Origin of the sequence: Acinetobacter sp. YH12129, assembly GCF_013418685.1 — a bacterium.
GTDB classification, from domain to species: Bacteria; Pseudomonadota; Gammaproteobacteria; order Pseudomonadales; family Moraxellaceae; genus Acinetobacter; species Acinetobacter amyesii.
Genome location: NZ_VPBP01000005.1, coordinates 140550 through 161166 on the forward strand (window position 1 = coordinate 140550; position 20617 = coordinate 161166).

Sequence of the window (20617 nt, forward strand, 5' to 3'; positions counted from 1 at the left end):
TATGCGCATGAACAAACTCATTATCGCAGCAGCCATGACCGCAGCACTGGGCTTCACCGGCTGTGCAAGCACCCCATCGAAGCCTTTAACCTTCGAACAATTGGGTCGTTATGCTGCAACGCCATTAAATGCTCAAAGCTATCGGATTAGCTTCCAAGCTAGCCCCAATATGAGCTATGGCACTGCCGAAGAAATCACCTTGGTTAAAGCCGCTCAAACCACCCTACACAATGGCTTTCAATATTTTAAAGTCATGGATGACCCAAGTAATCGGAGTCAAAAACCGCCGCGCCAAGCAGTGATTTACCCAGACCCTATGCCTTATCCATATGGCTATTACCGTCGCCATCCCGGCTTTTGGCCAAGCCCGTTTTATGACGTTCCACAGGTGGTCACACTCGATCCAACTCAAGTTTCCTACAGTATTACTTGCTATAAAGATCGTGCCAAAGCCCCTCAGGATGCCTTTGATGCTCGCTTGATTTTGCAGTCACTCGGAGCTAAATATGGTTTAGACAGCCAAGGAAACCCTTTGCCTGTAGCTGCTGAGCCTACCCCCAAATAAGTCAACCCATAGAGACCCGATCATTGATGAACCCAACTGAACAGCCCGCTGTTTCGCCCAATCTGCAACGCAGTAAACGCTTCGCCACCATTGCTTTGGTGGTGGCGGTGCTGGCGTGGATTGCATTGATGATCGCAGCTAAATTGCTGCCCGAATATGTTTGGCTTATTCATATTTTGATGCTTTCAGCAGAAGCTGGCGTGGTTGGTGGTTTGGCAGACTGGTACGCGATAACCGTCTTATTTCGCAATCCTTTTGGTCGGATTCCGATTCCCAAATTTTTACGTGATCACACTGAAATCATTCCACGCAATAAAGCACGCATTGCCGAGTCTATGGGCCGCTTTGTTCAGGAAAATTTTCTTTCACCCCAAGTGGTTGAAAAAAGTTTAGCGGAGACAGATCTCTCTCTTGCCGTCGGGAAATGGTTGGCCAATCCGCACAATAATGCGCAAGTGACCCAAGTCATTCAGCAAACGGTCCCGAAAATTTTCGAATTTGTCGGTCAGGAACAAATTGGACGCTTTATCCAAAATAACAGCGTGCAATGGGTGCGCAATACGCAAGTCAACCATCTAGCCAGTGAAATGCTGCGAGCAGTTTTAGAAAATGATTTCCATCAAGATGTCCTGCAACGTGGACTAGATTTAGCCCATGATTGGATGTTACAGCACCCTGAACAAACTCGTGATTTATCACGTCAGTTGTTTAAAGAACTCGGGGTTTGGAAGCTCGCCAAAGGTGCGAGTTGGATTGGTATTGATGTACAACAGCGCACCATTGATTCACTGGTCAGTCGTGTCGAGTCCATGCTTGCCGACCATGAACATCCGTGGCGCCGTAAAATCGAAGACATGGCACAGCAGCTTATGCAGCAACTGGCGGACAATCAGAGTGTTGCCAGCCAACGCCTAAATAGCACCAAAGATGCCATGCTCGATAGTCCACAAATGTTGAATTTTATCAGTGGTGCAGTGGTGATTTTATGCGATGCGATTCGTTCTGATTTAGAAAAACCCGACTCTGGCATTGCACAAAACCTACGTGTCGCCATTCAACAAGTAGGCGAAAATCTTGTCTCTAACGTTGCTGTACGCCAATTGCTGAATGAAAAAATGAGTGATATTGCCATCAATCTCTCCGACCAATACAGTGAAAAAGTCATTCGGTTTATCAGTGAACGTATACACGAATGGGACTCACGTGAAATGATCGATAAGATCGAAAACGAAGTCGGTGGCGACCTGCATATGATTCGAGTCAATGGTGTCGTGGTCGGTGGTTTTATTGGCCTTGCACTGGGGGTTATTCGTGCCTGTGTAGAATGGCTGCTTTAGCCGCCCGCTACAGTCCTTCTCACAGGAGATAGGTCGTAGGTTTGAGCTTTATGCGTAGAACCGTTAAACTTTGCCGATCTGAAAATTTAATAGAACAATAAAATCTATGCATTTACCTGCCATCTATACCCTACCTTTCATTATTATTATCAGTAGCTTAAGCGCTTGCCAGACCATTTCCAAAACCAGTAGCACAGTCAGCGACAAAGTGATGGGCATGCTCGGTAAAGAAAAAGCCCCTGAAATCGATAAAAAAGGCACAGTCGATATCAGCAAAAGTACCCAACAACAGTTAGAAACCCTACTGACCAATATGCCGAAAAATCAGTGGGTCTATATTGAAAATGATCAACAAGGCACATCTACCCTCAAAAATAAATCGGCAGACAATTTCACCTTGAGCCTCAAATTGAATTGCAAAATCAGCACTCAGCGCCCAACTTTCAGTATAAGCAACGCGGATGGCCAAGAGATCCTAAAAGCACATGATACAAATGTGGGGCAAATTCAAATTCTGCTCGACAATAAAAACTTTGGAAATCCGTTTGAGACAGCCCATCAGCAAAAGTTCCAAAGCTTTAAAACCGCTGTCGCTCAGGCCAAAGTCATTAAAGTGTTTAATTCCTCAAAACTCTATACCTTCCAAAACAACAAAGCCGAATTACTCTCTAAAGCAGTAAGTTGTCGCGATAGCCTATAAATATTTAAAACGAAATGCAGTAAGTCACCTTTTGACTCAGCTGTGACTTACATGCAGGCTTATTTTGCAGGTGGCTGTGGCCCTGACATATCGACCAACAGGCCTGTAAATTTTCGAACAAACGGCAATAAAATCAGCACAATGGGAAAAGCAATTGCCCAAGAAATCATCCAATTATGCAGCCATAGGGTAAGAAAACCCTCAAACCAACCTAAATTTCTGAGCATATTAATAAACGAAATAATGCCGCTCATGAGACAAGACAAAATAAACGGCACGATAATCAGCGCCCAGCGTGCAGCTAACTTCGGCACATTGCCAAAAATTTTAGGGGTGGGTTGTGACATGTCCATATACTCAAGCAGTGATCCTGAATCGCTAAACCACTTATATCGTTTTACTTCGATATAAGCAATGCTTCACTTTTATCGAATATTTTTTATTCGCAACAAATGGGTTCACCTAAAGAGCCTGAAATTTGCTATATTTACCGTTTTTCTGCGACATTTATTTTTCGACTGATTATGAATACGGCAATACAAGCAGCGCTCGATCATGCAGTGCAATCCCTTCAAGCTGAAGGTGTACTCCCAACTGACTGGAACAATACTAGCAATTTGACCCGAACCAAAGACCGAAGCCACGGTGACTTTGCGTCAAACATTGCCATGATTGCCTCTAAAGCTGCAGGTATGAAGCCGCGTGATTTAGCCGAAAAAATTCTGGCAAATCTTCCAGAAGTCGCAGATATCAGCAAAGCAGAAATTGCAGGTCCTGGCTTTATTAACTTCTTTTTAAATGCTGACCAACGTTTTGCTGTCTTAGACCAAATTCAAGCTCAGAAAGATCAGTTCGGTCGCACACAGGCCAATGCTGAAAAACGTGTTCAAGTGGAATTCGTTTCAGCCAACCCAACATCTAGCCTACACGTTGGCCATGGTCGTGGCGCAGCTTACGGTATGACCGTTGCCAATCTCCTTGAGGCAACAGGTGCCAAAGTTGACCGTGAATACTATGTCAACGATGCTGGCCGTCAAATGGATATCTTGGCAACATCGACTTACTTGCGTTATTTAGAATTGACGGGTCAACAACTGGTCTTCCCTAAAAATGCATACCAAGGCGACTACGTTAAAGAAATCGCACAAAGCATTATCGACAAAGATGGCGATGCTTATGTACGCCCTGTGGCGGACATCTACAAAGATGTTCCAGAAGATGTGCAATATGCCGCTGAACTCGATAGCGAAGGCAATAAAGTCGTAGTTTCAGGCGATAAAGAAAAACACATTGATGGCCTAATTCATAATTCACAAAACCATTTGGCTGCGGGTTACCGTGTGTTCCATCAAGCTGCGCTGAAAGCCATTCTCGATGACATTAAAGATGACCTCGGTGAATTTGGCGTGACTTTCAATCAATGGTTCAGCGAAGCAACCTTGACTGAAAAAATTGATGAAGCATTACAAATGCTCGATCAACGTGGTTTCTTATACGAAAAAGATGGCAACATCTGGTTCAAATCAACTGATTTTGGTGATGAAAAAGACCGTGTTGTGAAACGTCGTAATGGTCAAACTACATACTTCGCATCCGACATTGCTTATCACTTAAATAAACTACAACGCGGCTATACCGATATCATTGATATTTGGGGTTCAGACCACCACGGTTATATTGCACGTGTGAAAGCAGCGATTGATGCGCTTGGCTATGATTCTAAAAAATTGACCGTACTTTTGGTTCAATTTGTGAGCCTATGGCGTGGCGGCGAGATGGTTCAAATGTCATCTCGTTCAGGTCAATTCGTGACTTTACGTGACTTACGTAAAGAAGTGGGCAACGATGCTGCTCGTTTCTACTACGTCATGCGTAAATCAGAACAACACATTGACTTCGACTTAGACCTTGCTGTGTCTCAAAGTAAAGACAATGCGGTGTACTACATCCAATACGCACACGCACGTATCTGCCGTATGCTCGAAAAAGCTGCTGCGACAGACGTTCAATTCTCTGCTGAAGCTGCACGTCAATTTGCAGCTAAACTTGAGTTAGAAGCTGAAACTGAAGTTCTTGCTAAACTTGCGGCTTACCCTGAAATTGTGGTTCGTGCAGCAAACAGCTATGAACCACACCAAGTGGGTAACTACTTGAAAGAGTTGGCGGCGTTGTTCCATGGTTGGTACAACGAAAATAAAGTCTTGGGTGATGATGCAGAACTGACTCAAGCTCGCTTATTACTGTCTGTAAACGTACAGCAAGTTTTACGCAATGGTCTTGAATTATTGGGTGTGAGTGCGCCTGAAAGCATGTAAGCAACCCTTTATGTTGCGAGCACAATAGAAATTCATCGGCATCGCCCATGCACAAACACAGCGCATGGGTTTAAGCGTCATCAATTGCATTGTGCTAAAAAGAATCCTTTTCAATACAGGCTCGAAATGAGCCTGTATTTCGTTTATATTCAGCAATATGTCCGTGTCATCTTGGCTGTGCTGAAATTGTGAAAATTAAACAAATTCCTGATGACACTCATGTAATATATAACAATCAAGACTTGCTACTTTGGGCTGCCCCAAAGTGGTTCGTGACAATTAAAATTAAATGAGGTTTCCACGTGTTTGGAAAAACGCAGCGCGGTGTATCTGATCGGCCAAATAAGCCTAAAAAACCATTGATTCCAGCATGGCTAGGTACACTTGTCATCATTTTAATCGTGTTGAGTTTCTTAGTTGCGCTCATGCTTTGGAAACCTTGGGAGCCTGTGAAGCCAAAAGGTCAAATTACCTCTGAACACTACCAAGAAGAAACCAATAAAGACTATCGTTTCTACGACCTATTGCCTCAGCAACAAGTGACGCCAATTCCTGAACAAGCTGTGCCTGAAACCGAAAATAAAGAAACGGTGGTGATTGTTGATGCACCAGAACAAAAGCCAGTTGAAACCACAGAGCTTGGACTAGAAACCACAGAAACTGCGCCTGTTGCTGCAAGTTATATTCTGCAAGTGCGCAGTTATGATGATCCTGATCAAGCCGATGCACGACGTGCTGAAATTATTTTGAACGGTTTATCTGCCGATGTGATTCAAAGTAATGAAAACGGCAAAGTTTGGTATCGCGTTGTGTCTGGCCCCTATGATTCACAAGAAGCTGCTGTGATTGCACAGCAAACTTTACGTCATAGCAGTATCGACTCGATTGTCGTAAAACGCTAAATTTTGCAATTAAAAAAAAGCGCCTGATGGCGCTTTTTTTTATTCATTCCTTTAATAAAGGGAGGTTAGAAGGGATTCTTTTTTGAATACATCAGCTTAGCTCAAAAACCTCTCCCTAACCCTCTCCTAAAGGGACAGGGAATTCATTAAATGGTATGCCCTAAAGCTTCGCCCATCACCACAGTCGAGTTGGCTTTAAAGGTCGCATCCCATTGCATTTTGTTTTCTTCAAACAACACAACCGCTGTTGAACCTAAATAGAAACGGCCCAATTCTGCACCTTTTTCTAAGAATAAATCGTGTTGATTCAGTTCCAAACGCCCTGTCGGTTTAACTTTACCTGTAGCCACGGTTTCAATACCTGCCACGATCATTGCACCTACCAGTACGACCGCCATACGACCAACTTCTGTATCAAATAAGCAGACCATGCGTTCATTACGAGCGAATAAACCCGGAATATTTTCAGCAGTGGTTTGGTTTACAGAGAATAATTCACCCGGTACATACAAAGTTTCTGTCAATGTCCCTGCAAATGGCATATGTACACGGTGGTAGTCTTTTGGAGACAAATAGACCGTAGCAAACTGACCATTTTTAAACGGCTCAGCCAATTGTGGATCGGCAATCAGGTTTTCAACAGTGAACTTCTGCCCTTTGGCCTGAAATACATCACCATTTTCAATTTTACCCAGTTGTGAAATCGCACCATCTGCGGGTGAAACAACACTGTTGGCATTTGCATCAACTACACGTACGCCTTCTTTTAAAGAACGAGTGAAAAATTCATTGAATGATTTAAATTTCAGGGCATTACTTTGCTCAGCAATCGACATGTCGATGCCATACTGTGCTTTAAATGCGGTAATCACAGCATTTTTCACCACAGGGTTTTCACTCGCAGCCAATTTACCCACGATACGTGATAATTTGTGCTGCGGAACAACACGCTGAGCTTGAATAAAAATTTGTTTTTTTAACTGAGATGTAAGGCTCAAGACGGCAACTCTCCGGTGATCACAGGACTATCGAGTCGGTTGCCCCACTCGCTCCACGCACCATCATAAGCTCGAATATTCCAACCGAGTAAACGTCCCAGTATATAAGCTAGGCCCGACCGATGATGGGACTGACAATATACCACCACAGGTTCGTTTAAATTGAATCCCAATTGTTCTAAGCGTTGTTGTGTGCGTTCTAAAGGATGCAATTTTAAATGATTTTCCCGGTTAAGGGCAGTACTCCATTCGAAATGTCGTGCCCCCGGAATGTGACCGCCGCGTCGCGCAGCCAAACGTAGGCCTGTATATTCATCTTCGGTACGACAGTCCCATACTTGGATTTGCTCCTGCTGCACACGAGCCAATAGCTCATCATAATCTGTTTGATACTGAGCACGCGCCTCTGCACTTACTTCAACCAATGGGCTCACGGGTTCAAATTGCTCAATTTCAGACGAGGTCGGTAAGCCTGCCCCAAGCCAAGCATGGATGCCACCATTGAGGAGACTGGTATTTTCAAAACCGAGGCAATGTAAGTTCCAAATCAGTCGACCAGCCCATGCCCCACCTTCATCGTCATACACTACTACATGATGTTCTGGACTGATATTCAGATAGCTGATGAGCTGTTCTAAACCGGCTTGGTCAGGTAAAAGCCCCATCGCTTGTTCTTCTTGGCGCACTAACAGTTTCGGCTGCACATGCAGTGCATGTGGAATATGCAATTGGTCATAAACCGAACGACGACTCAAATCGACGATCCGTAGTTTTTCATTACCAAGATGTGGAACCAATTCTTCCGCTTCAATCAGCAGACCAAAATTCAGTGTAGATGCTGTCATCGTTGTTCGTGTTGTATTTTGTGCGATTAAATTCGATCTTAGCATAAGTCATTTTCACTATTATTCTGAATTTTTGCATTCCTTTAGCAATATTTTAGATATAAAAAAGCCGAATCATTGATTCGGCTTTTTTAGTTTTATCTAATGCTGTGTTTAAGCGCTAACTTCAGAGATGTCAAACACCTGACGTAGATACGCTAAGAAAGTATCATTATCTGTCATGGTTTTACCCGGACTATCTGAAATTTTTGCCACAGATTGACCATTACATTCAACCAGTTTCAGTACGATATTCAGCGCAGTTTGTCCCATATCATTGGTCAAGTTGGTGCCAATACCAAAACTCACTTGGAAACGGTCTTTGAAGTAATTATGCAAATCCCACGCTTTTTCGATATTTAGACCATCACTAAAGGTCAGCATTTTACTTTTGCTATCGACTTTAAGCTTTTTGTAATGTGCATAGGCTTTATCGCCCCATTCATACGGGTCGCCACTGTCATGACGTAAACCGTCGAATAGTTTGGCAAAGTACAAATCGAAGTCACGTAGGAACGCATCCATACCGACAACGTCCGTTAAGGCTATTCCTAAGTCACCGCGGTATTCCTGCACCCATGTTTCTAGCGCAGACTTCTGGAAGTTACGTAGACGAACATCAAGCGCTTGGAATGCTTGTAGGAACTCATGCGCCATCGTACCAATTGGAGTAATGTTCAAGTCTTTGGCAATCAGAACATTACTTGTACCGCGGAAAATATATGGTGAAGCCTGATTTAATTCTTCAATTACATGCTTTTGCCATGCATAACTATAACGACGACGCGTGCCAAAATCAGAGACCAAGAATGGTGGATCATTTGGATTTTGCCGTGCTTCATACTGCTTCAGCAAGGCAACCTTATGTTGTAAACGGCGCTCACCTTCGGCTAAAACTTCTGGTGTACGAATACGTTGGAAATATAATTCATTGACGATGGCTAAAACAAAGATTTCAAACATCATCGCTTGAACCATTGGGCCTTCTACCCAAATGTCGAGTCGACCTTCATCATCAATACCCGCTTTAATAAAACGGCGTTTAAGCTGAAATAATTCAAGATAATCAACAAAATCGCTTTTAATAAAACGTAAACTGCGTAAATACTGCAATTCATCTTCTTTAAACTTCAACTGACAAAGCATGTCGAGCTGCATGTTTAAATCATCCAAAATTTCAACCAGTGGATAGGCTGTATCATCCAAGTTACGGCAGCGAAAGTGATACACACTATGGGTTTGCGGAAATTTGTGTAACACCACCTGAAGCATGGTGAATTTATACAGATCTGTGTCTAATAAGGATTGGATGATTGGAGACATAAAGACTTTCAGTTTTTATCAACTCTTTGCATTAAAGCATACTTTATTGATAAAAAGCCGATTGATTTAGTGGAATAACTTATAAATCACCGCGATTCATCGACTTTTTTCAATTTTTTTGCTAAAGCTGAGCGCGATCAAGCTCACTATTTTTTGAGTAACTGTCGATATTTTTCTTCTTGACCAAATTCACGCGCAAACTGTTCTGCAGTCTTTTGCCCCATTTTTTTGGCATTTGCATCGCAATCCACTTGGCGTAATTGCTTTGCAATCGCCCATTCTAATTTAAACATGGCACCCATCAATGCGGTGTTGCCTTTATTGTCACGTGCGCAGCGGTCTGCACCTTGTTCTAGCAAGCGAGTCACAATATTTTGATGACCATAATAGGTCGCCATCATCAGTGGTGTAAAACCCGAAGCATTGCGCACATCGACCGGAAAACCGTGCTTAAGAAATTCATTGATGACTTCTTCATTGCCAGTTTTGGCTGCAGCAAAGAAAATTGCGATCAATTCCTGTTGTGAGGTCATCTGATCGCTTGCAGTTGCTTTAGCGGGGGAGATATCTTCCGCGATTGCCACGTTTGCGAATGCGGAACCAAACGCAAGAAGACTGGCTAAAGTCAAATGCTGCATAACTTTCATGATGAACTCCAACAGAAATCGAATGTAGAATTGAATTGGAAACAATTCATTTCATTAAGAAAAATGAATTATTTAAGGAGTGCCTATGAAACTCCCCCTAGGGTGCAGGAAAGGTATGGAGCTTCATAGGACTTTTTTGAGGTAACGTTCTAGCCCCTAGTTACCAATCCTTCAGACTGATCGAAATTAGTCTTTCAGTTGTGCTGCTTTGGCTTTTACAGTTGCAAGGTTACCGTTTACTGCTTTGGTCATACGCATACCGTAATCTGCATCTGCTTTGTAGAAGTAAGACAACATGATGTGCTTGGTTTCAGAATCTTTTACGTTGCCAAGATCCGCAGCCAAGTTCATGATTAAATCGTCTTTTTCTTTAGCAGAGTATGAACGGTAAAGCTCACCCGCTTGCTTGAAGTTTTGCTCTTTGGTACCGATCTGTTGAACTGTGCCTGTCAGCGGAGTTTGAACAGCGCGTGCTTTCTCAGTGGCAGCTTTAGGCACTTTACGGCTTGGCTCGTAGTTCACGTCAGAATCACGCTCGCTAACATTCATGTAGCCATCTTGGTTGTTGTTGTTAACAGCAACAAGCGGACGGTTGACTGGAATTTGTTGGTGGTTCGCACCTAAACGGTACATTTGTGTATCTGAGTAAGAAAAGATACGGCCTTGTAGCAGACGGTCTTCTGATGGCTCGATACCTGGGACTAAGTTACCTGGAGCCAATGCCACTTGTTCCGTTTCCTGGAAGAAGTTTTTCGGCATACGGTTCAGCGTCAATGTACCCACTTTAGTTTCTGGAACTAAGTTCGTTGGCCAGATTTTAGTTGGATCTAGCGGATCAAAATCAAAGCTGTTTAAATCTTTAGGATCTAACACTTGGATGTAAAGATCCCATTTCGGGAAGTTGCCCGCGTTGATGTTTTTGTAAAGATCGTTGGTTAAGTGGTTGAAGTCTTTACCTTGCAGCTCCATCGCTTCTTTAACGTTCAGACCTTTCACGCCTTGTTTAGAGCGGAAGTTGAACTTCACGTATTTATATTCGCCTTTGTCGTTGTACAGTTTGAATGCGTGTACACCGAAACCATCTTGCTCACGGTAGCTAGTTGGAACACCTTGGTTACCATACACATAAGTCAACATGTTGGTTGCCCATGGTTGGCTAGACAAGAAGTCAAATACGCGGTTCGCGTCTTGAACGTTGTCAATTGGGCTTGGCTTCATTGCGTGAATGAAGTCAGGGAATTTAATTGCATCACGAATGAAGAAGACTGGAGTTTGGTTACCCACTAAATCCCAGTTGCCTTCTTGCGTATAGAACTTGATCGCGAAACCGTGCGGGTCACGTAGAGTTTCTGGAGAATGTTTACCGTGAATTACAGTCGAGAAACGTAAGAAAACTGGAGTCTTAGTACCTGCTTTGAACAATGAAGCAATGGTGAGATCAGATAAATCTTTAGTTGCAACGAATTCACCATACGCACCTGTACCACGGGCATGTACCACACGCTCAGGAATACGCTCACGACCAAAACGTTGTAATTTTTGAACCAATTGTACGTCTTGAAGTAGAACTGAACCATTTGGACCCGCAGTAATCGAGTTTTGGTTATCGCCTACTGGTGCACCATTGTCTTTTGTTAATGGCGCTGCTTGAGTCGCCACTGTTGCTGTTGCTAACATCGCAACCAATAAAGAACGCTTAAACATCGTCTTAATCTCTCTGTTAAATACCTTTCCTGCCCCGCAAAGATACTGGCATTCAATAAATAGATAAAAACAGATTATTTTTATAAATTTAATCGTATTATTAGATTTATAAAAAATATACAGTTTATTTTCAAATGTTTGAGCCCAAAAATTTCTACACATTGCCTCGAAAGAATGCTGTCTTTGCTACAATCCCTGCCCTATGTTCAATTTTCTACTCGGAAGAAGTTATGCGGGCCTTGTTACAACGTGTTTTGGAAGCCAAAGTGGTGGTCGATGGTGAGATCACGGGTGAAATTAATCACGGTATTTTGGTGTTTTTAGGCCTTGGCAAAGCTGACGATTTAGAAAAAGGCAAAAAGCTGATTGATAAGATCTTGAAATACCGCTTTTTTGATGATGAACAAGGCAAGATGGGCTGGAATGTCAGTCAAGCCGGCGGCGGTATCCTCTTGGTGTCTCAATTTACCCTGATGGCGCAAACGCAAAAAGGTCTGCGCCCCGATTTTGGCCCTGCCATGCCGCCAAACGATGCCAAAGCACTGTATGAACAGCTGGTCGATTACACCAAGAGCCAATATGACCATGTACAAACAGGCATCTTTGCCGCCGACATGAAAGTGCATTTGGTTAATGACGGTCCAGTGACCTTTAATTTAGAAGTTGAATAACCACTGAAGCATTAAAAAAAGCCCTCAAAAGAGGGCTTTTTTTAATGCTCCTCCTTTAGGAGGAGAACAAGGCGTAAATCTTACTTACCTGTTTTTTCTTTAATAAACGCACGTGCGATTTTGATTTTTTCTTTAACCGGTTTTGGAAGTTTAGGTGGAATTAACTTCGCCACTTGGTTAAACCAAACCAGTAGACCAAAATCACCTTCCATTTTAATACTGCCATTTTGCATACCCGTCATGAATGCAGTTGGGTCACCTTTCATCAGGGTTTTTACGCCCTGTTCACTGTCCGCAAATTGCAAAATAAAGTCTGCTTTTTCAGCATCGCCTGAAACAGTATCAATCTGTCCGTTATTTACAATAATTTGACGTGCAACACCTAAATCCGTGCCGATTTGAATGCGGAATTGACGCTCATGAACCAATTCAATGAATTTAGGGCTAGTACGTGCAAGCTGTTTCATACGAAGCGCTAAACCTGCCACGAGTAAATCAAGTGGATCCGTACTGACATCAACTAAAGGTAGTTTTACGACAGGAATTGATGATAGTTTCATGACTTAAAGCCTATTGTAATTGTTGGAAAATTAACTGGCTTCATCCTAACATAACTTGGCTTTTGAGAAGTAAGGCTTTGTATCTCAAATCGGACTAATGCGTTCATAAAAAAATGCGCCCCTAGGCGCATTTTCATTGAAATTTTGTTCTGGCACTTATCGGCTCGAACATTGCTGTTCTTCATCATATACAGGCGTGTGTTCTATACATTGGCGCTTTGCCATCGCACGCTCTGCACGGCGGTCTTCACGTAACAATACTAAAGTGAATACCACCATTGCGGCCATTAATGCCGTTAAATAACTATAAGTCACTGATAATTCAAACATGGTTTGTGTGCCAAATCGAATCACTTCAATGAGTCCCCACACCAGCATCCCCGCCAGCATAAAACTTAACCAGCGACGATAAGGCGAGAAGAAAACAGCAATCACAGCCGCCGATACCAAGCTCAGGCCAACGATTGTTGCTAAATTCGCTGTTAACATAAAAACCTCCGTCATTTGACAACTGACATCTCTTGTCTTACAGGATGCTGAGCCGTCTCACTACTGTATCTTCAGTAAATAGATTTGGTCGATCTCAATCTCTTGCAAGCATTATGCTGAGTTTTTTACATAAAAAAAGTCTCGTTTTTTGTCCATGCGACACACCTTGTCGCAACATTATTTTGTCATTACATTTTTTCTTTTTAAAGAATTTCTAGAACAATGATGGCATCTCGTTTCGAGTGTCATTACAAAAAAAACAGCTGGTTTTAGGCTAAAAAAATTAATTTTTCGAATGCTGTTAATCGTTGTTTTTATCGACAATTTTCTTCTACCGTTCATCGGATGAGCTGAATTCTTGGCATAAAAAAACGCAGCCTTTTGGCTACGTTTTTGACTGTGCCTTAAATGGTTTTAAGCACGATTTAAATCTTTATCATGCACACCAAGCAGATAAAGAACACCATCTAGACCCACGCTTGAAATGGCTTGATTGGCATTTTGACGAACCAAAGGTTTCGCACGGAAAGCAACGCCTAAGCCGGCTAAAGACAACATTGGCAAATCATTCGCACCATCACCGACTGCAATGGCTTGTTCTAATGAAATCCCCATTTCTTCAGCGATTTGAGTCAACAAGAAGGCTTTGCGAGCACCATCGACAATATGGCCTTTCACTTCACCGGTTACCGCGCCATCTTGGACGTCCAATACATTGGCATGGACTTCATCGATACCCAGTTTTGCTTGTAGATATTCAGCAAAATACTGAAAACCACCTGACAAAATAGCCGTGCGATAACCCAATGATTTAAGCGTTGAAATGAGACGTTCCGCACCTTCTGTGACAGTCAGACGTTCTGCAATCTTAGGCAATACCGAAGCATCCATACCTTTGAGCAGTGCCACACGTGCACGGAAACTTTGTTGGAAATCGAGTTCACCTTGCATAGCACGTTCAGTGATTTCAGCCACTTGAGCGCCGACACCCGCTTCAATCGCCAATTCGTCAATCACTTCTTGCTCAATCAGCGTCGAGTCCATATCAAAGCAGACCAAACGACGATTACGACGGTAAGCATTGTCCTCTTGAACGGCAACATCTACCCCTAGTTCGGTAGATAGACGTAAACATGCTGCACGCATCGCAGTGGCATCCAACATCTGGCCTTTTAAGCCAAATTGAACGCAGGCACGGCGCGGACCTTCGCTTGATCCATCTAACTCAGGACGGCCAGATAAACGAGTCACGGTTTCAATATTGAAGCCTTGGCTCGACACAATATTTGTAACTGCCTGTAAATGAGACGCCTGTAATTCTGGCGCAAGTGCCGTAACGATATAACGTGTGCGGCCTCCCTCATTTACCCATTGTTGATATTCTGTTGTAGAGATTGGTTTAAAGCGCACAGTTAAGCCAATATCATGTGCTAAAATCAACATCTCCTTCATGGCTAATGCTGTCGCAGTCTGGTCTTCCGACGAAACAACAATACCTAAAGTCAGCTGATTGTGGATGACTGCTTGTCCGACATCTAAAATCTGTAAGGAATGTGCGGACAAAACCTGCATTAATCGTGTAAATTGATTAGGTTGGTCAGGTCCTAAAAGTGATATAAGAATGATTTCTCGCATGAATTGACTCGGGTCTGAGCTACAACTAATGTAAGAATCATAATCTAAATTGAATAGAATTGCCTTGGAAGTTTACGTTGAATGCGCCTAGACAAGGGCTATTTGCTAGCCTATTAGTAGTTTGTTTTGCTTTGCATACCTTTTTATTGGTATTGGCAACAACCCACCAACTGAACGAAAACCGTGCCAGTCAGGGACAACTGATGACCAGTCAATTGGTTACAGACAGCCTATCTGAGCTTGAGCCGGCCAATACCGTATCATTAGCCTTACTTGCTGACCGCTATGCAACCAACCCGAGCGTGGCTTCCATCCGCATCTTAAATGCCAATAATCAAGTCTTGGCTACAGGCGGTTTGACCAAAACCCGTGACGGTGAAATCTTTGTTCGTGATGCGCTGCAAAACGAAAAGAAAGTTGGAACGGTTGAAATCACCTTAATTAAACCAAGTATTGGTGAAATCTTACGTACGCAATGGGCCGCGATTCTATTTTCATTATTCTTACATGGCTTGTTGTGGTTAGCGTATCGCGCAATTGCACGTCCAAGTCGTACTGAATATTTAGCGCGAATCAACAATGAATCACGTCTAAAACATGAAATTCAAACGCTAGCGCAGGCTTTAGAACAAGAAAAACACAATGCCGCTGTGGCGATTGCTCAAGCGCAGCAAAATGCGCAAGCCAAAGCAAAACAGCATAAAGACATGAAACCAGTGGTTCTCGACAGCAACAGCTTGGCATTAAATATTCAATTTTATGATCCGAAACAGCTGCTCGATAGCGTCAACAAAACCGTGTCTGTGCCGTATTTTAATCTCTGCCAAATTTTCTTGAATAAAACCACAGAACTCTGTGTTCAACATTATAAATTGAACAGTTCTGACATCAGTACGGTACATAAGTTTGATGAACATGGTGCAACCATCAGCATGACCGCTGACACTCCAGATGCGCTGCGTTGCCTCACCATGATCAGCTCAGTATTCCAATTGCTTTCAGATGTTTTATATAAACGCTACCGTGAAGAAAAACGTTTCGTTTTACAAACCCGTAGCGCGATTTCAAGCTCTGTCGAAGCCATGCAATTGTCTTCTGTACAAGCGGCTGAGCGTTTAGTCCAACAATTGGTTGCCAAAGAAAGTGCCATTCATGTGCCGACAACTTTGCTCAAAGAGATTTCAGATCATTTCCAATTGGTCAGCTTGCCAAATCCGACCAATGTGTTGACGCGTCATGCGTTTATGCTCAATGGAATGGACAGTGATGCCGCTGAATTGGCTCAAAACTTCAGAACTGAAATTTTAAAATCCAAACAGTCAAAAGCCTCGTAAAGGTTTTAGCGCAATCAAAAATCCCGACTTGAGTCGGGATTTTTTTTGTCTTAAACAGTCGAAATTTTCTGTGCAATCAAATATTTTTGCGCGTTATGTGGTTCGGCACCTGCTTCCACCGCGACTTTCTCCCATTGCCCATTCGACTGCATTTCCCATGCATTTTGATTATCGTCCAAATAGTTAAGTAAACCATCTTTCATAATGCGTTTTTTCAAACGGCTTTCTAAAATTGGAAAACAGGTTTCGACCCGTGAAAATAAGTTACGTCCCATCCAATCGGCACTGGCACAGTACAATCGTTTTTCGCCTGCATGCTCAAAATAATACACTCGAGTGTGCTCTAAGAAGCGCCCAACGATAGATCTCACATGAATATTCTCAGACATACCTTTGACCTGAGGAATCAAACAACAAATCGAACGGATAATTAAATCTACACGTACCCCTGCTTGCGATGCACGATACAAAGCAGCAATCAGTTGCGGTTCCGTAAGTGCATTGACCTTCACAATAATTCGTGCGTATTTTCCCGCTTGTGCAGCAACAATTTCCTGTTCAATTAGTTTCAATAATTCAGTATGCAGGGTAAATGGTGCATGCAATAAAGCTTTCAGCTTCGCCATCTTGCCCATACCGGTCAGTTCCTGAAACATACGATGCACATCCTCGCAAATATCGGGATGCGTCGTCATCAGGCCATAATCGGTATACATCCGCGCATTGCCTGCGTGATAATTACCTGTTCCCAAATGGGCGTAGCGTAGCAGCTGATTATTTTCACGGCGTACAATCAAAATCATCTTGGCATGGGTTTTATAGCCCACGATGCCATACACCACGACAGCCCCAGCTTCTTGCAATATATTGGCCACAGTAATATTGGATTCTTCATCAAACCGCGCCCGAAGTTCGATAACTGCGGTAACTTCTTTACCGTTGCGAGCCGCCTCCGCCAAAACTTGTACGATGTCCGAATCTGGCCCACTGCGATAAAGCGTCTGCTTAATGGCTAAAACCTGAGGATCTTTTGCAGCTTCACGTAATAGGTTAATGACCGGTTGAAAGGAGTCAAACGGATGATGTAACAACACATCTTGTGTTTTTAATACATCAAAAATAGCGGTTTGTTTACGAAAAACTTTAGGAATAATTGGTGTATAGACCGGATATTTCAGTTCAGGTCGATTAAAACTTGTACTGAGACGCGATAAATTGATCGGGCCGTCAATGCGATAGAGCTCCTGCTCACTCAAATCAAATTCATCTAACAAATAATCAATAATGCTTTGCGGACAATCATCTTCAATTTCTAAGCGAACTGCCCGACCAAAACGCCGTGAAGACAATTCATCTTTTAATGCCACCGCCAAGTCATCCACATCTTCAGCCAGAACTAAATCTGCATTGCGTGTCACTTGAAAGGCATAACAGCCCGTCGCTTTCATCCCAGGAAATAGGTCATTGATATGTTGCTGAATAATGGCGGTCAGGAAAATTTGTGTCTCTGCACTGCCTTCAACCTCGGCTGGCATTTTGATTAACCGCGGCAACGAACGTGGCGCAGGTACAATCGCCATTTCAATGGCACGACCAAAGGCATCTTTGCCTTCTAGACTCACAATAAAGTTGAGGCTTTTATTGACCAAGCGTGGAAACGGATGAGATGGATCTAAGCTAATCGGTGTTAAAACTGGTTGTACTTCTTTACTAAAATAATGGCTAATCCACGCCCGATGTTTTTCTAAAATATCTTTAAATTGAATAAAGCGAATGCCTTCACTTTGTAATGCAGGCAATACAGCATGATTAAGGGTCTGGTATTGCTGTGCAACTGTGCCATGAATCACTAGGGAAAGTTCATCTAAGACCACTTCAGTCGGAATGGCATCTGGCGTCCGTGCAATCGCATTCAAATCTCGTTGTTTCATTAGCCCCGCAATGCGAATTTCAAAGAATTCATCTAAATTGCGTGAAAAAATGATGAGAAAATTCAAGCGTTCAAGTAAAGGTAAACTTGAATCGAGTGCCTGAGCCAAGACCCGCCGATTGAAATCTAAAAGTGACAATTCACGATTATAATAGGTCGCTGATGAATGCTGAAAATGTTGCATACCCTCTCAATGCTGTTTGAAACAGTCTATATCTAAAGTGTTTGCCGGCATGTTAGGCAGCGGATATGACACTTATGTTACAAATAGCATTAATCAATTAAAAAAGCATGCAATTCCCTAAAGCCCTGTTCATCAAATCGTAAAATTTATTTTCGACATCAAAAAAGAGGGACATTGCCCTCTATTTTACTGAATTGTTTATTGCACAGGCTTGTCTTGTTCCAATGCTTTGGGCTCACTCGTCCGTGCTGCCCAATAGGTTGCCAGTGCGGGACCCGAAATATTGTGCCACAAACTAAAAATCGCACTCGGCACAGCGGTCAGAGGTGAAGCGGCAAAATGGGTCGCCGCCAATGCCACACCCAAACCTGAGTTTTGCATCCCAACTTCAATCGACACTGCTTTACAGTCTGCATAGGGCAATTTAAACAGTCGGCTGGCCCAAAAACCCAATAGATAGCCCAAGCCATTATGTAAGGCCACTACCCCAAGAATCAGTAAACCTGATTGCAAAATCTGTGTTCGACTACCCGCAATGATTGCTGCCACAATCGCTACAATTGCCACAACAGAAACCAATGGCATGACCTGTATATAGGCATCCACTCGGTGCTTAAAGACAGTTCGAATCATTAACCCCACAATGATCGGAAATAAAACCACTTGTAAAATTGAAACCAACATCGATGCCGCATTAATTTCGATCCATTGGCTTGCCAGCAAATAGAAAATCGCAGGGGTTAAAACCGGTGCGAGTAATGTCGAAACAGAGGTACAGGCAACAGATAATGCGGTATTACCTTTTGCCATATAGGTGATGACATTAGAAGCCGTTCCACCCGGACAGCAACCGACAAGAATGACCCCGATCGCGATCTCTGTCGGCAGTTGTAATAATTTACACAAGAAAAAAGCCAATCCCGGCATCACAATAAACTGTGCCAAAACCCCGATCATCACAGCTTTAGGGCTTTGCAATACACTTTTAAAATCTTGCAGTGTCATGGTCATGCCCATACCCAACATAATGATGCCTAGCATCCATGGGATATATGCTTTTAACCAAACAAATACATCGGGAAAAAACATGGCGAGCGCTGCAAACAGCACCACCCAAATCGCAAATGTTTTCTGCACAAATTGAGTGAATTTTAAGAAAGCCGACATAGGCATCTTCCATTTAAATACAGGGACAAAAAAAGGCACACCCTTGTGCCTTTTCTCAACTGAGCCCACTGGGTCATGCCAAAGATAATGCCTGTGCATGCTGCTGCACAATATCTTTCAGGTAAATACGCTTCACCCCATTCGCCAACATGTCTTGCCATGCATGCTGTAAAGAACCCTGTAAATCGATCCCTTTGGTCAAATCAGCAATCACAAAAGTTTCAAAACCAAGCTTACGTGCATCCATTGCCGTCCATGCAACACAGAAATCCGTGGCAATGCCCACCACAAAGACTGTATCAATACCACGTTCGCGCAAATAGCCCGCCAAACCTGTTGAAGTTTTCTGATCTGCTTCCATAAAAGCAGAGTAGCTGTCGATATGCTGATGAAAACCTTTACGGATAATTAGCTGCGCCGTTGGTAAATTTAAATCAGGATGCAATTCGGCATCCTGTGTGCCTTGTACACAATGCGTCGGCCACAGTACTTGCGTTCCATAATTCAGCTCTATGCTGTCATAAGGTACATGCTCAGGATGATTTTCAGCAAAAGAGATATGGTCGGCTGGATGCCAATCTTGAGTCAGCACAATATTCGTAAAGTATTGCCCCAGTTGATTAATCCCTGGAATAATTTGATCGGCATTGGCAACAGCCAACTGACCACCCGGGGTAAAACCATTTTGTACATCGACCACAATCAGCGCTGTATTTTTTTGCATATCTCTCCATCCGTTGTCATGCATTGTCGGCGACTCTACTGATTCGCTCATATTTTAAAAGCCTTAGTATTCAGTCCTGTGCATAAAAATAAAATGACTGTCCTTCCTGACAATACCGATACTTGGGCAAATGCTCAACCAGCCGCTGTGCAAATCGTGGGTAAATACGGGCTTTTCGCCGAGTCGAAGCATGAAAATAAAAATATCGCGGTTGATGTTGAAAGATATATTTTAATAAATGGCTGCGTGTCTGTTGCATGACCTCAAATGCATTAATCTTTTCAGCAACATCTTCTAGGGTAGGTTCATCGGCAAAGGCCAACCACGCATTTTGTCTCGGCTGTTGGCGATTTCTTTGAAATACAGGTTTGAGTTCCAAGATAAATTCGTATTGATGTAGATACAAACTGAATTCACGTTGATCAACTTTAAAAATTGCGACCAGTTTTCTTGCTGACATAGCCCCTCTACGTTGATTTTTATTTTCTCTTTATGCTGTATTTTTACATAAAATACCTTTATTTATCTTGATTTAAAGCATTTGCGCG

Annotated in this window: 20 protein-coding genes; 7 read left to right on the forward strand and 13 right to left on the reverse strand. The window is 42.9% G+C overall.

All coding sequences use genetic code 11. From position 1 onward, the window contains the following. Nucleotides 1-7: 7 nt before the first annotated feature. The 3 genes from FTU65_RS05155 to FTU65_RS05165 all read left to right on the forward strand — a co-directional run bounded on the left by FTU65_RS05155 (nucleotide 8) and on the right by FTU65_RS05165 (nucleotide 2602). Nucleotides 8-565, forward strand: a complete 558-nt coding sequence (locus FTU65_RS05155; protein WP_180066496.1) for a hypothetical protein — start codon at nucleotides 8-10, stop codon at nucleotides 563-565. 26 nt (nucleotides 566-591) lie between these two features. Then, nucleotides 592-1902, forward strand: a complete 1311-nt coding sequence (locus tag FTU65_RS05160) for a DUF445 domain-containing protein (RefSeq protein WP_180008665.1) — start codon at nucleotides 592-594, stop codon at nucleotides 1900-1902. 106 nt (nucleotides 1903-2008) lie between these two features. Beyond that, the gene (locus tag FTU65_RS05165) at nucleotides 2009-2602 is read left to right on the forward strand and encodes a hypothetical protein (protein ID WP_180008625.1); all 594 of its coding nucleotides are present in this window, start codon (nucleotides 2009-2011) and stop codon (nucleotides 2600-2602) included. A 59-nt stretch (nucleotides 2603-2661) separates the two neighbouring features. Here FTU65_RS05165 and FTU65_RS05170 read toward each other — a convergent pair whose 3' ends face one another. Then, nucleotides 2662-2949, reverse strand: a complete 288-nt coding sequence (locus FTU65_RS05170; protein WP_372491143.1) for a DUF2798 domain-containing protein — start codon at nucleotides 2947-2949, stop codon at nucleotides 2662-2664. Between the two features lie 177 nt (nucleotides 2950-3126). On the opposite strand from FTU65_RS05170, the gene argS reads away from it, so the two are divergent. Together argS and FTU65_RS05180 are read left to right on the forward strand one after the other, a co-directional pair. After that, entirely contained in the window at nucleotides 3127-4917 is a 1791-nt protein-coding gene (gene argS, locus FTU65_RS05175; protein ID WP_078193315.1) for an arginine--tRNA ligase, read from the forward strand. Between the two features lie 302 nt (nucleotides 4918-5219). Continuing rightward, nucleotides 5220-5819, forward strand: coding sequence for an SPOR domain-containing protein (locus FTU65_RS05180; RefSeq protein WP_180004357.1), 600 nt, complete (start codon nucleotides 5220-5222; stop codon nucleotides 5817-5819). 146 nt (nucleotides 5820-5965) lie between these two features. Here FTU65_RS05180 and asd read toward each other — a convergent pair whose 3' ends face one another. The 5 genes from asd to FTU65_RS05205 form a co-directional block, all read right to left on the reverse strand. Further along, nucleotides 5966-6817: an archaetidylserine decarboxylase gene (gene asd / locus FTU65_RS05185; protein WP_078193251.1), complete on the reverse strand. Its 852-nt coding sequence runs from the start codon at nucleotides 6815-6817 to the stop codon at nucleotides 5966-5968. Then, nucleotides 6814-7662 carry a sulfurtransferase gene (locus tag FTU65_RS05190; protein ID WP_180008663.1) on the reverse strand — a complete coding sequence of 283 codons (849 nt, stop codon included), beginning with the start codon at nucleotides 7660-7662 and terminating at the stop codon, nucleotides 6814-6816. The genes asd and FTU65_RS05190 overlap by 4 nt, the downstream gene beginning before the upstream one ends. A 153-nt stretch (nucleotides 7663-7815) precedes the next feature. Further along, nucleotides 7816-9024, reverse strand: coding sequence for a nicotinate phosphoribosyltransferase (gene pncB, locus FTU65_RS05195; protein ID WP_078193252.1), 1209 nt, complete (start codon nucleotides 9022-9024; stop codon nucleotides 7816-7818). 146 nt (nucleotides 9025-9170) lie between these two features. Continuing rightward, nucleotides 9171-9671 (reverse strand): ankyrin repeat domain-containing protein, encoded by a 501-nt coding sequence (locus FTU65_RS05200; RefSeq protein ID WP_078193253.1) that lies wholly within the window; start codon nucleotides 9669-9671, stop codon nucleotides 9171-9173. A gap of 186 nt (nucleotides 9672-9857) precedes the next feature. Next, complete coding sequence (locus FTU65_RS05205) at nucleotides 9858-11375, reverse strand: catalase (RefSeq protein ID WP_180066498.1); 1518 nt, start codon at nucleotides 11373-11375, stop codon at nucleotides 9858-9860. A gap of 230 nt (nucleotides 11376-11605) precedes the next feature. Here FTU65_RS05205 and dtd point away from each other — a divergent pair, with 230 nt between their 5' ends. Then, nucleotides 11606-12046 (forward strand): D-aminoacyl-tRNA deacylase, encoded by a 441-nt coding sequence (gene dtd, locus FTU65_RS05210; RefSeq protein ID WP_168379709.1) that lies wholly within the window; start codon nucleotides 11606-11608, stop codon nucleotides 12044-12046. Nucleotides 12047-12126: 80 nt separating this feature from the next. Here the strand turns inward: dtd and FTU65_RS05215 are convergent, their stop codons facing one another. The 3 genes from FTU65_RS05215 to serB form a co-directional block, all read right to left on the reverse strand. Next, nucleotides 12127-12606 (reverse strand): SCP2 sterol-binding domain-containing protein, encoded by a 480-nt coding sequence (locus FTU65_RS05215; RefSeq protein WP_078190615.1) that lies wholly within the window; start codon nucleotides 12604-12606, stop codon nucleotides 12127-12129. A 156-nt stretch (nucleotides 12607-12762) separates the two neighbouring features. Beyond that, a complete protein-coding gene (aciT, locus tag FTU65_RS05220; protein ID WP_078190616.1) occupies nucleotides 12763-13095 on the reverse strand; it encodes an AciT family ciprofloxacin tolerance protein in 333 nt (110 codons plus the stop codon). A 414-nt stretch (nucleotides 13096-13509) separates the two neighbouring features. Continuing rightward, on the reverse strand, nucleotides 13510-14730 hold the full coding sequence (gene serB, locus FTU65_RS05225) for a phosphoserine phosphatase SerB (RefSeq protein WP_078193257.1): 1221 nt from the start codon (nucleotides 14728-14730) through the stop codon (nucleotides 13510-13512). A gap of 77 nt (nucleotides 14731-14807) precedes the next feature. Here serB and FTU65_RS05230 point away from each other — a divergent pair, with 77 nt between their 5' ends. Beyond that, nucleotides 14808-16064: a hypothetical protein gene (locus FTU65_RS05230; RefSeq protein WP_078190618.1), complete on the forward strand. Its 1257-nt coding sequence runs from the start codon at nucleotides 14808-14810 to the stop codon at nucleotides 16062-16064. A 50-nt stretch (nucleotides 16065-16114) separates the two neighbouring features. Here the strand turns inward: FTU65_RS05230 and ppk1 are convergent, their stop codons facing one another. From ppk1 to FTU65_RS05250, 4 genes are all read right to left on the reverse strand, one after another. Beyond that, nucleotides 16115-18178, reverse strand: coding sequence for a polyphosphate kinase 1 (gene ppk1, locus FTU65_RS05235; RefSeq protein WP_180066500.1), 2064 nt, complete (start codon nucleotides 18176-18178; stop codon nucleotides 16115-16117). Nucleotides 18179-18376: 198 nt separating this feature from the next. Continuing rightward, complete coding sequence (locus tag FTU65_RS05240; RefSeq protein WP_180008617.1) at nucleotides 18377-19345, reverse strand: bile acid:sodium symporter family protein; 969 nt, start codon at nucleotides 19343-19345, stop codon at nucleotides 18377-18379. Between the two features lie 73 nt (nucleotides 19346-19418). Next, entirely contained in the window at nucleotides 19419-20069 is a 651-nt protein-coding gene (gene pncA / locus FTU65_RS05245) for a bifunctional nicotinamidase/pyrazinamidase (RefSeq protein WP_078193259.1), read from the reverse strand. 70 nt (nucleotides 20070-20139) lie between these two features. Then, nucleotides 20140-20529: a hypothetical protein gene (locus FTU65_RS05250; protein ID WP_180008615.1), complete on the reverse strand. Its 390-nt coding sequence runs from the start codon at nucleotides 20527-20529 to the stop codon at nucleotides 20140-20142. Nucleotides 20530-20617 lie beyond the last annotated feature (88 nt).

Excerpts from the sequence above, each read along its gene's own strand:
- serB (WP_078193257.1), bottom strand. The coding sequence starts at position 14,730 with ATGCGAGAAATCATTCTTATATCACTTTTAGGACCTGACCAACCTAAT.
- argS (WP_078193315.1), top strand. The coding sequence starts at position 3,127 with ATGAATACGGCAATACAAGCAGCGCTCGATCATGCAGTGCAATCCCTT.
- FTU65_RS05165 (WP_180008625.1), top strand. The coding sequence starts at position 2,009 with ATGCATTTACCTGCCATCTATACCCTACCTTTCATTATTATTATCAGT.
- FTU65_RS05205 (WP_180066498.1), bottom strand. The coding sequence starts at position 11,375 with ATGTTTAAGCGTTCTTTATTGGTTGCGATGTTAGCAACAGCAACAGTG.
- FTU65_RS05190 (WP_180008663.1), bottom strand. The coding sequence starts at position 7,662 with ATGACAGCATCTACACTGAATTTTGGTCTGCTGATTGAAGCGGAAGAA.
- FTU65_RS05240 (WP_180008617.1), bottom strand. The coding sequence starts at position 19,345 with ATGTCGGCTTTCTTAAAATTCACTCAATTTGTGCAGAAAACATTTGCG.
- FTU65_RS05155 (WP_180066496.1), top strand. The coding sequence starts at position 8 with ATGAACAAACTCATTATCGCAGCAGCCATGACCGCAGCACTGGGCTTC.
- ppk1 (WP_180066500.1), bottom strand. The coding sequence starts at position 18,178 with ATGCAACATTTTCAGCATTCATCAGCGACCTATTATAATCGTGAATTG.
- FTU65_RS05170 (WP_372491143.1), bottom strand. The coding sequence starts at position 2,949 with ATGTCACAACCCACCCCTAAAATTTTTGGCAATGTGCCGAAGTTAGCT.
- pncA (WP_078193259.1), bottom strand. The coding sequence starts at position 20,069 with ATGCAAAAAAATACAGCGCTGATTGTGGTCGATGTACAAAATGGTTTT.
- FTU65_RS05200 (WP_078193253.1), bottom strand. The coding sequence starts at position 9,671 with ATGAAAGTTATGCAGCATTTGACTTTAGCCAGTCTTCTTGCGTTTGGT.
- pncB (WP_078193252.1), bottom strand. The coding sequence starts at position 9,024 with ATGTCTCCAATCATCCAATCCTTATTAGACACAGATCTGTATAAATTC.
- FTU65_RS05160 (WP_180008665.1), top strand. The coding sequence starts at position 592 with ATGAACCCAACTGAACAGCCCGCTGTTTCGCCCAATCTGCAACGCAGT.
- aciT (WP_078190616.1), bottom strand. The coding sequence starts at position 13,095 with ATGTTAACAGCGAATTTAGCAACAATCGTTGGCCTGAGCTTGGTATCG.
- FTU65_RS05250 (WP_180008615.1), bottom strand. The coding sequence starts at position 20,529 with ATGTCAGCAAGAAAACTGGTCGCAATTTTTAAAGTTGATCAACGTGAA.
- dtd (WP_168379709.1), top strand. The coding sequence starts at position 11,606 with ATGCGGGCCTTGTTACAACGTGTTTTGGAAGCCAAAGTGGTGGTCGAT.
- FTU65_RS05215 (WP_078190615.1), bottom strand. The coding sequence starts at position 12,606 with ATGAAACTATCATCAATTCCTGTCGTAAAACTACCTTTAGTTGATGTC.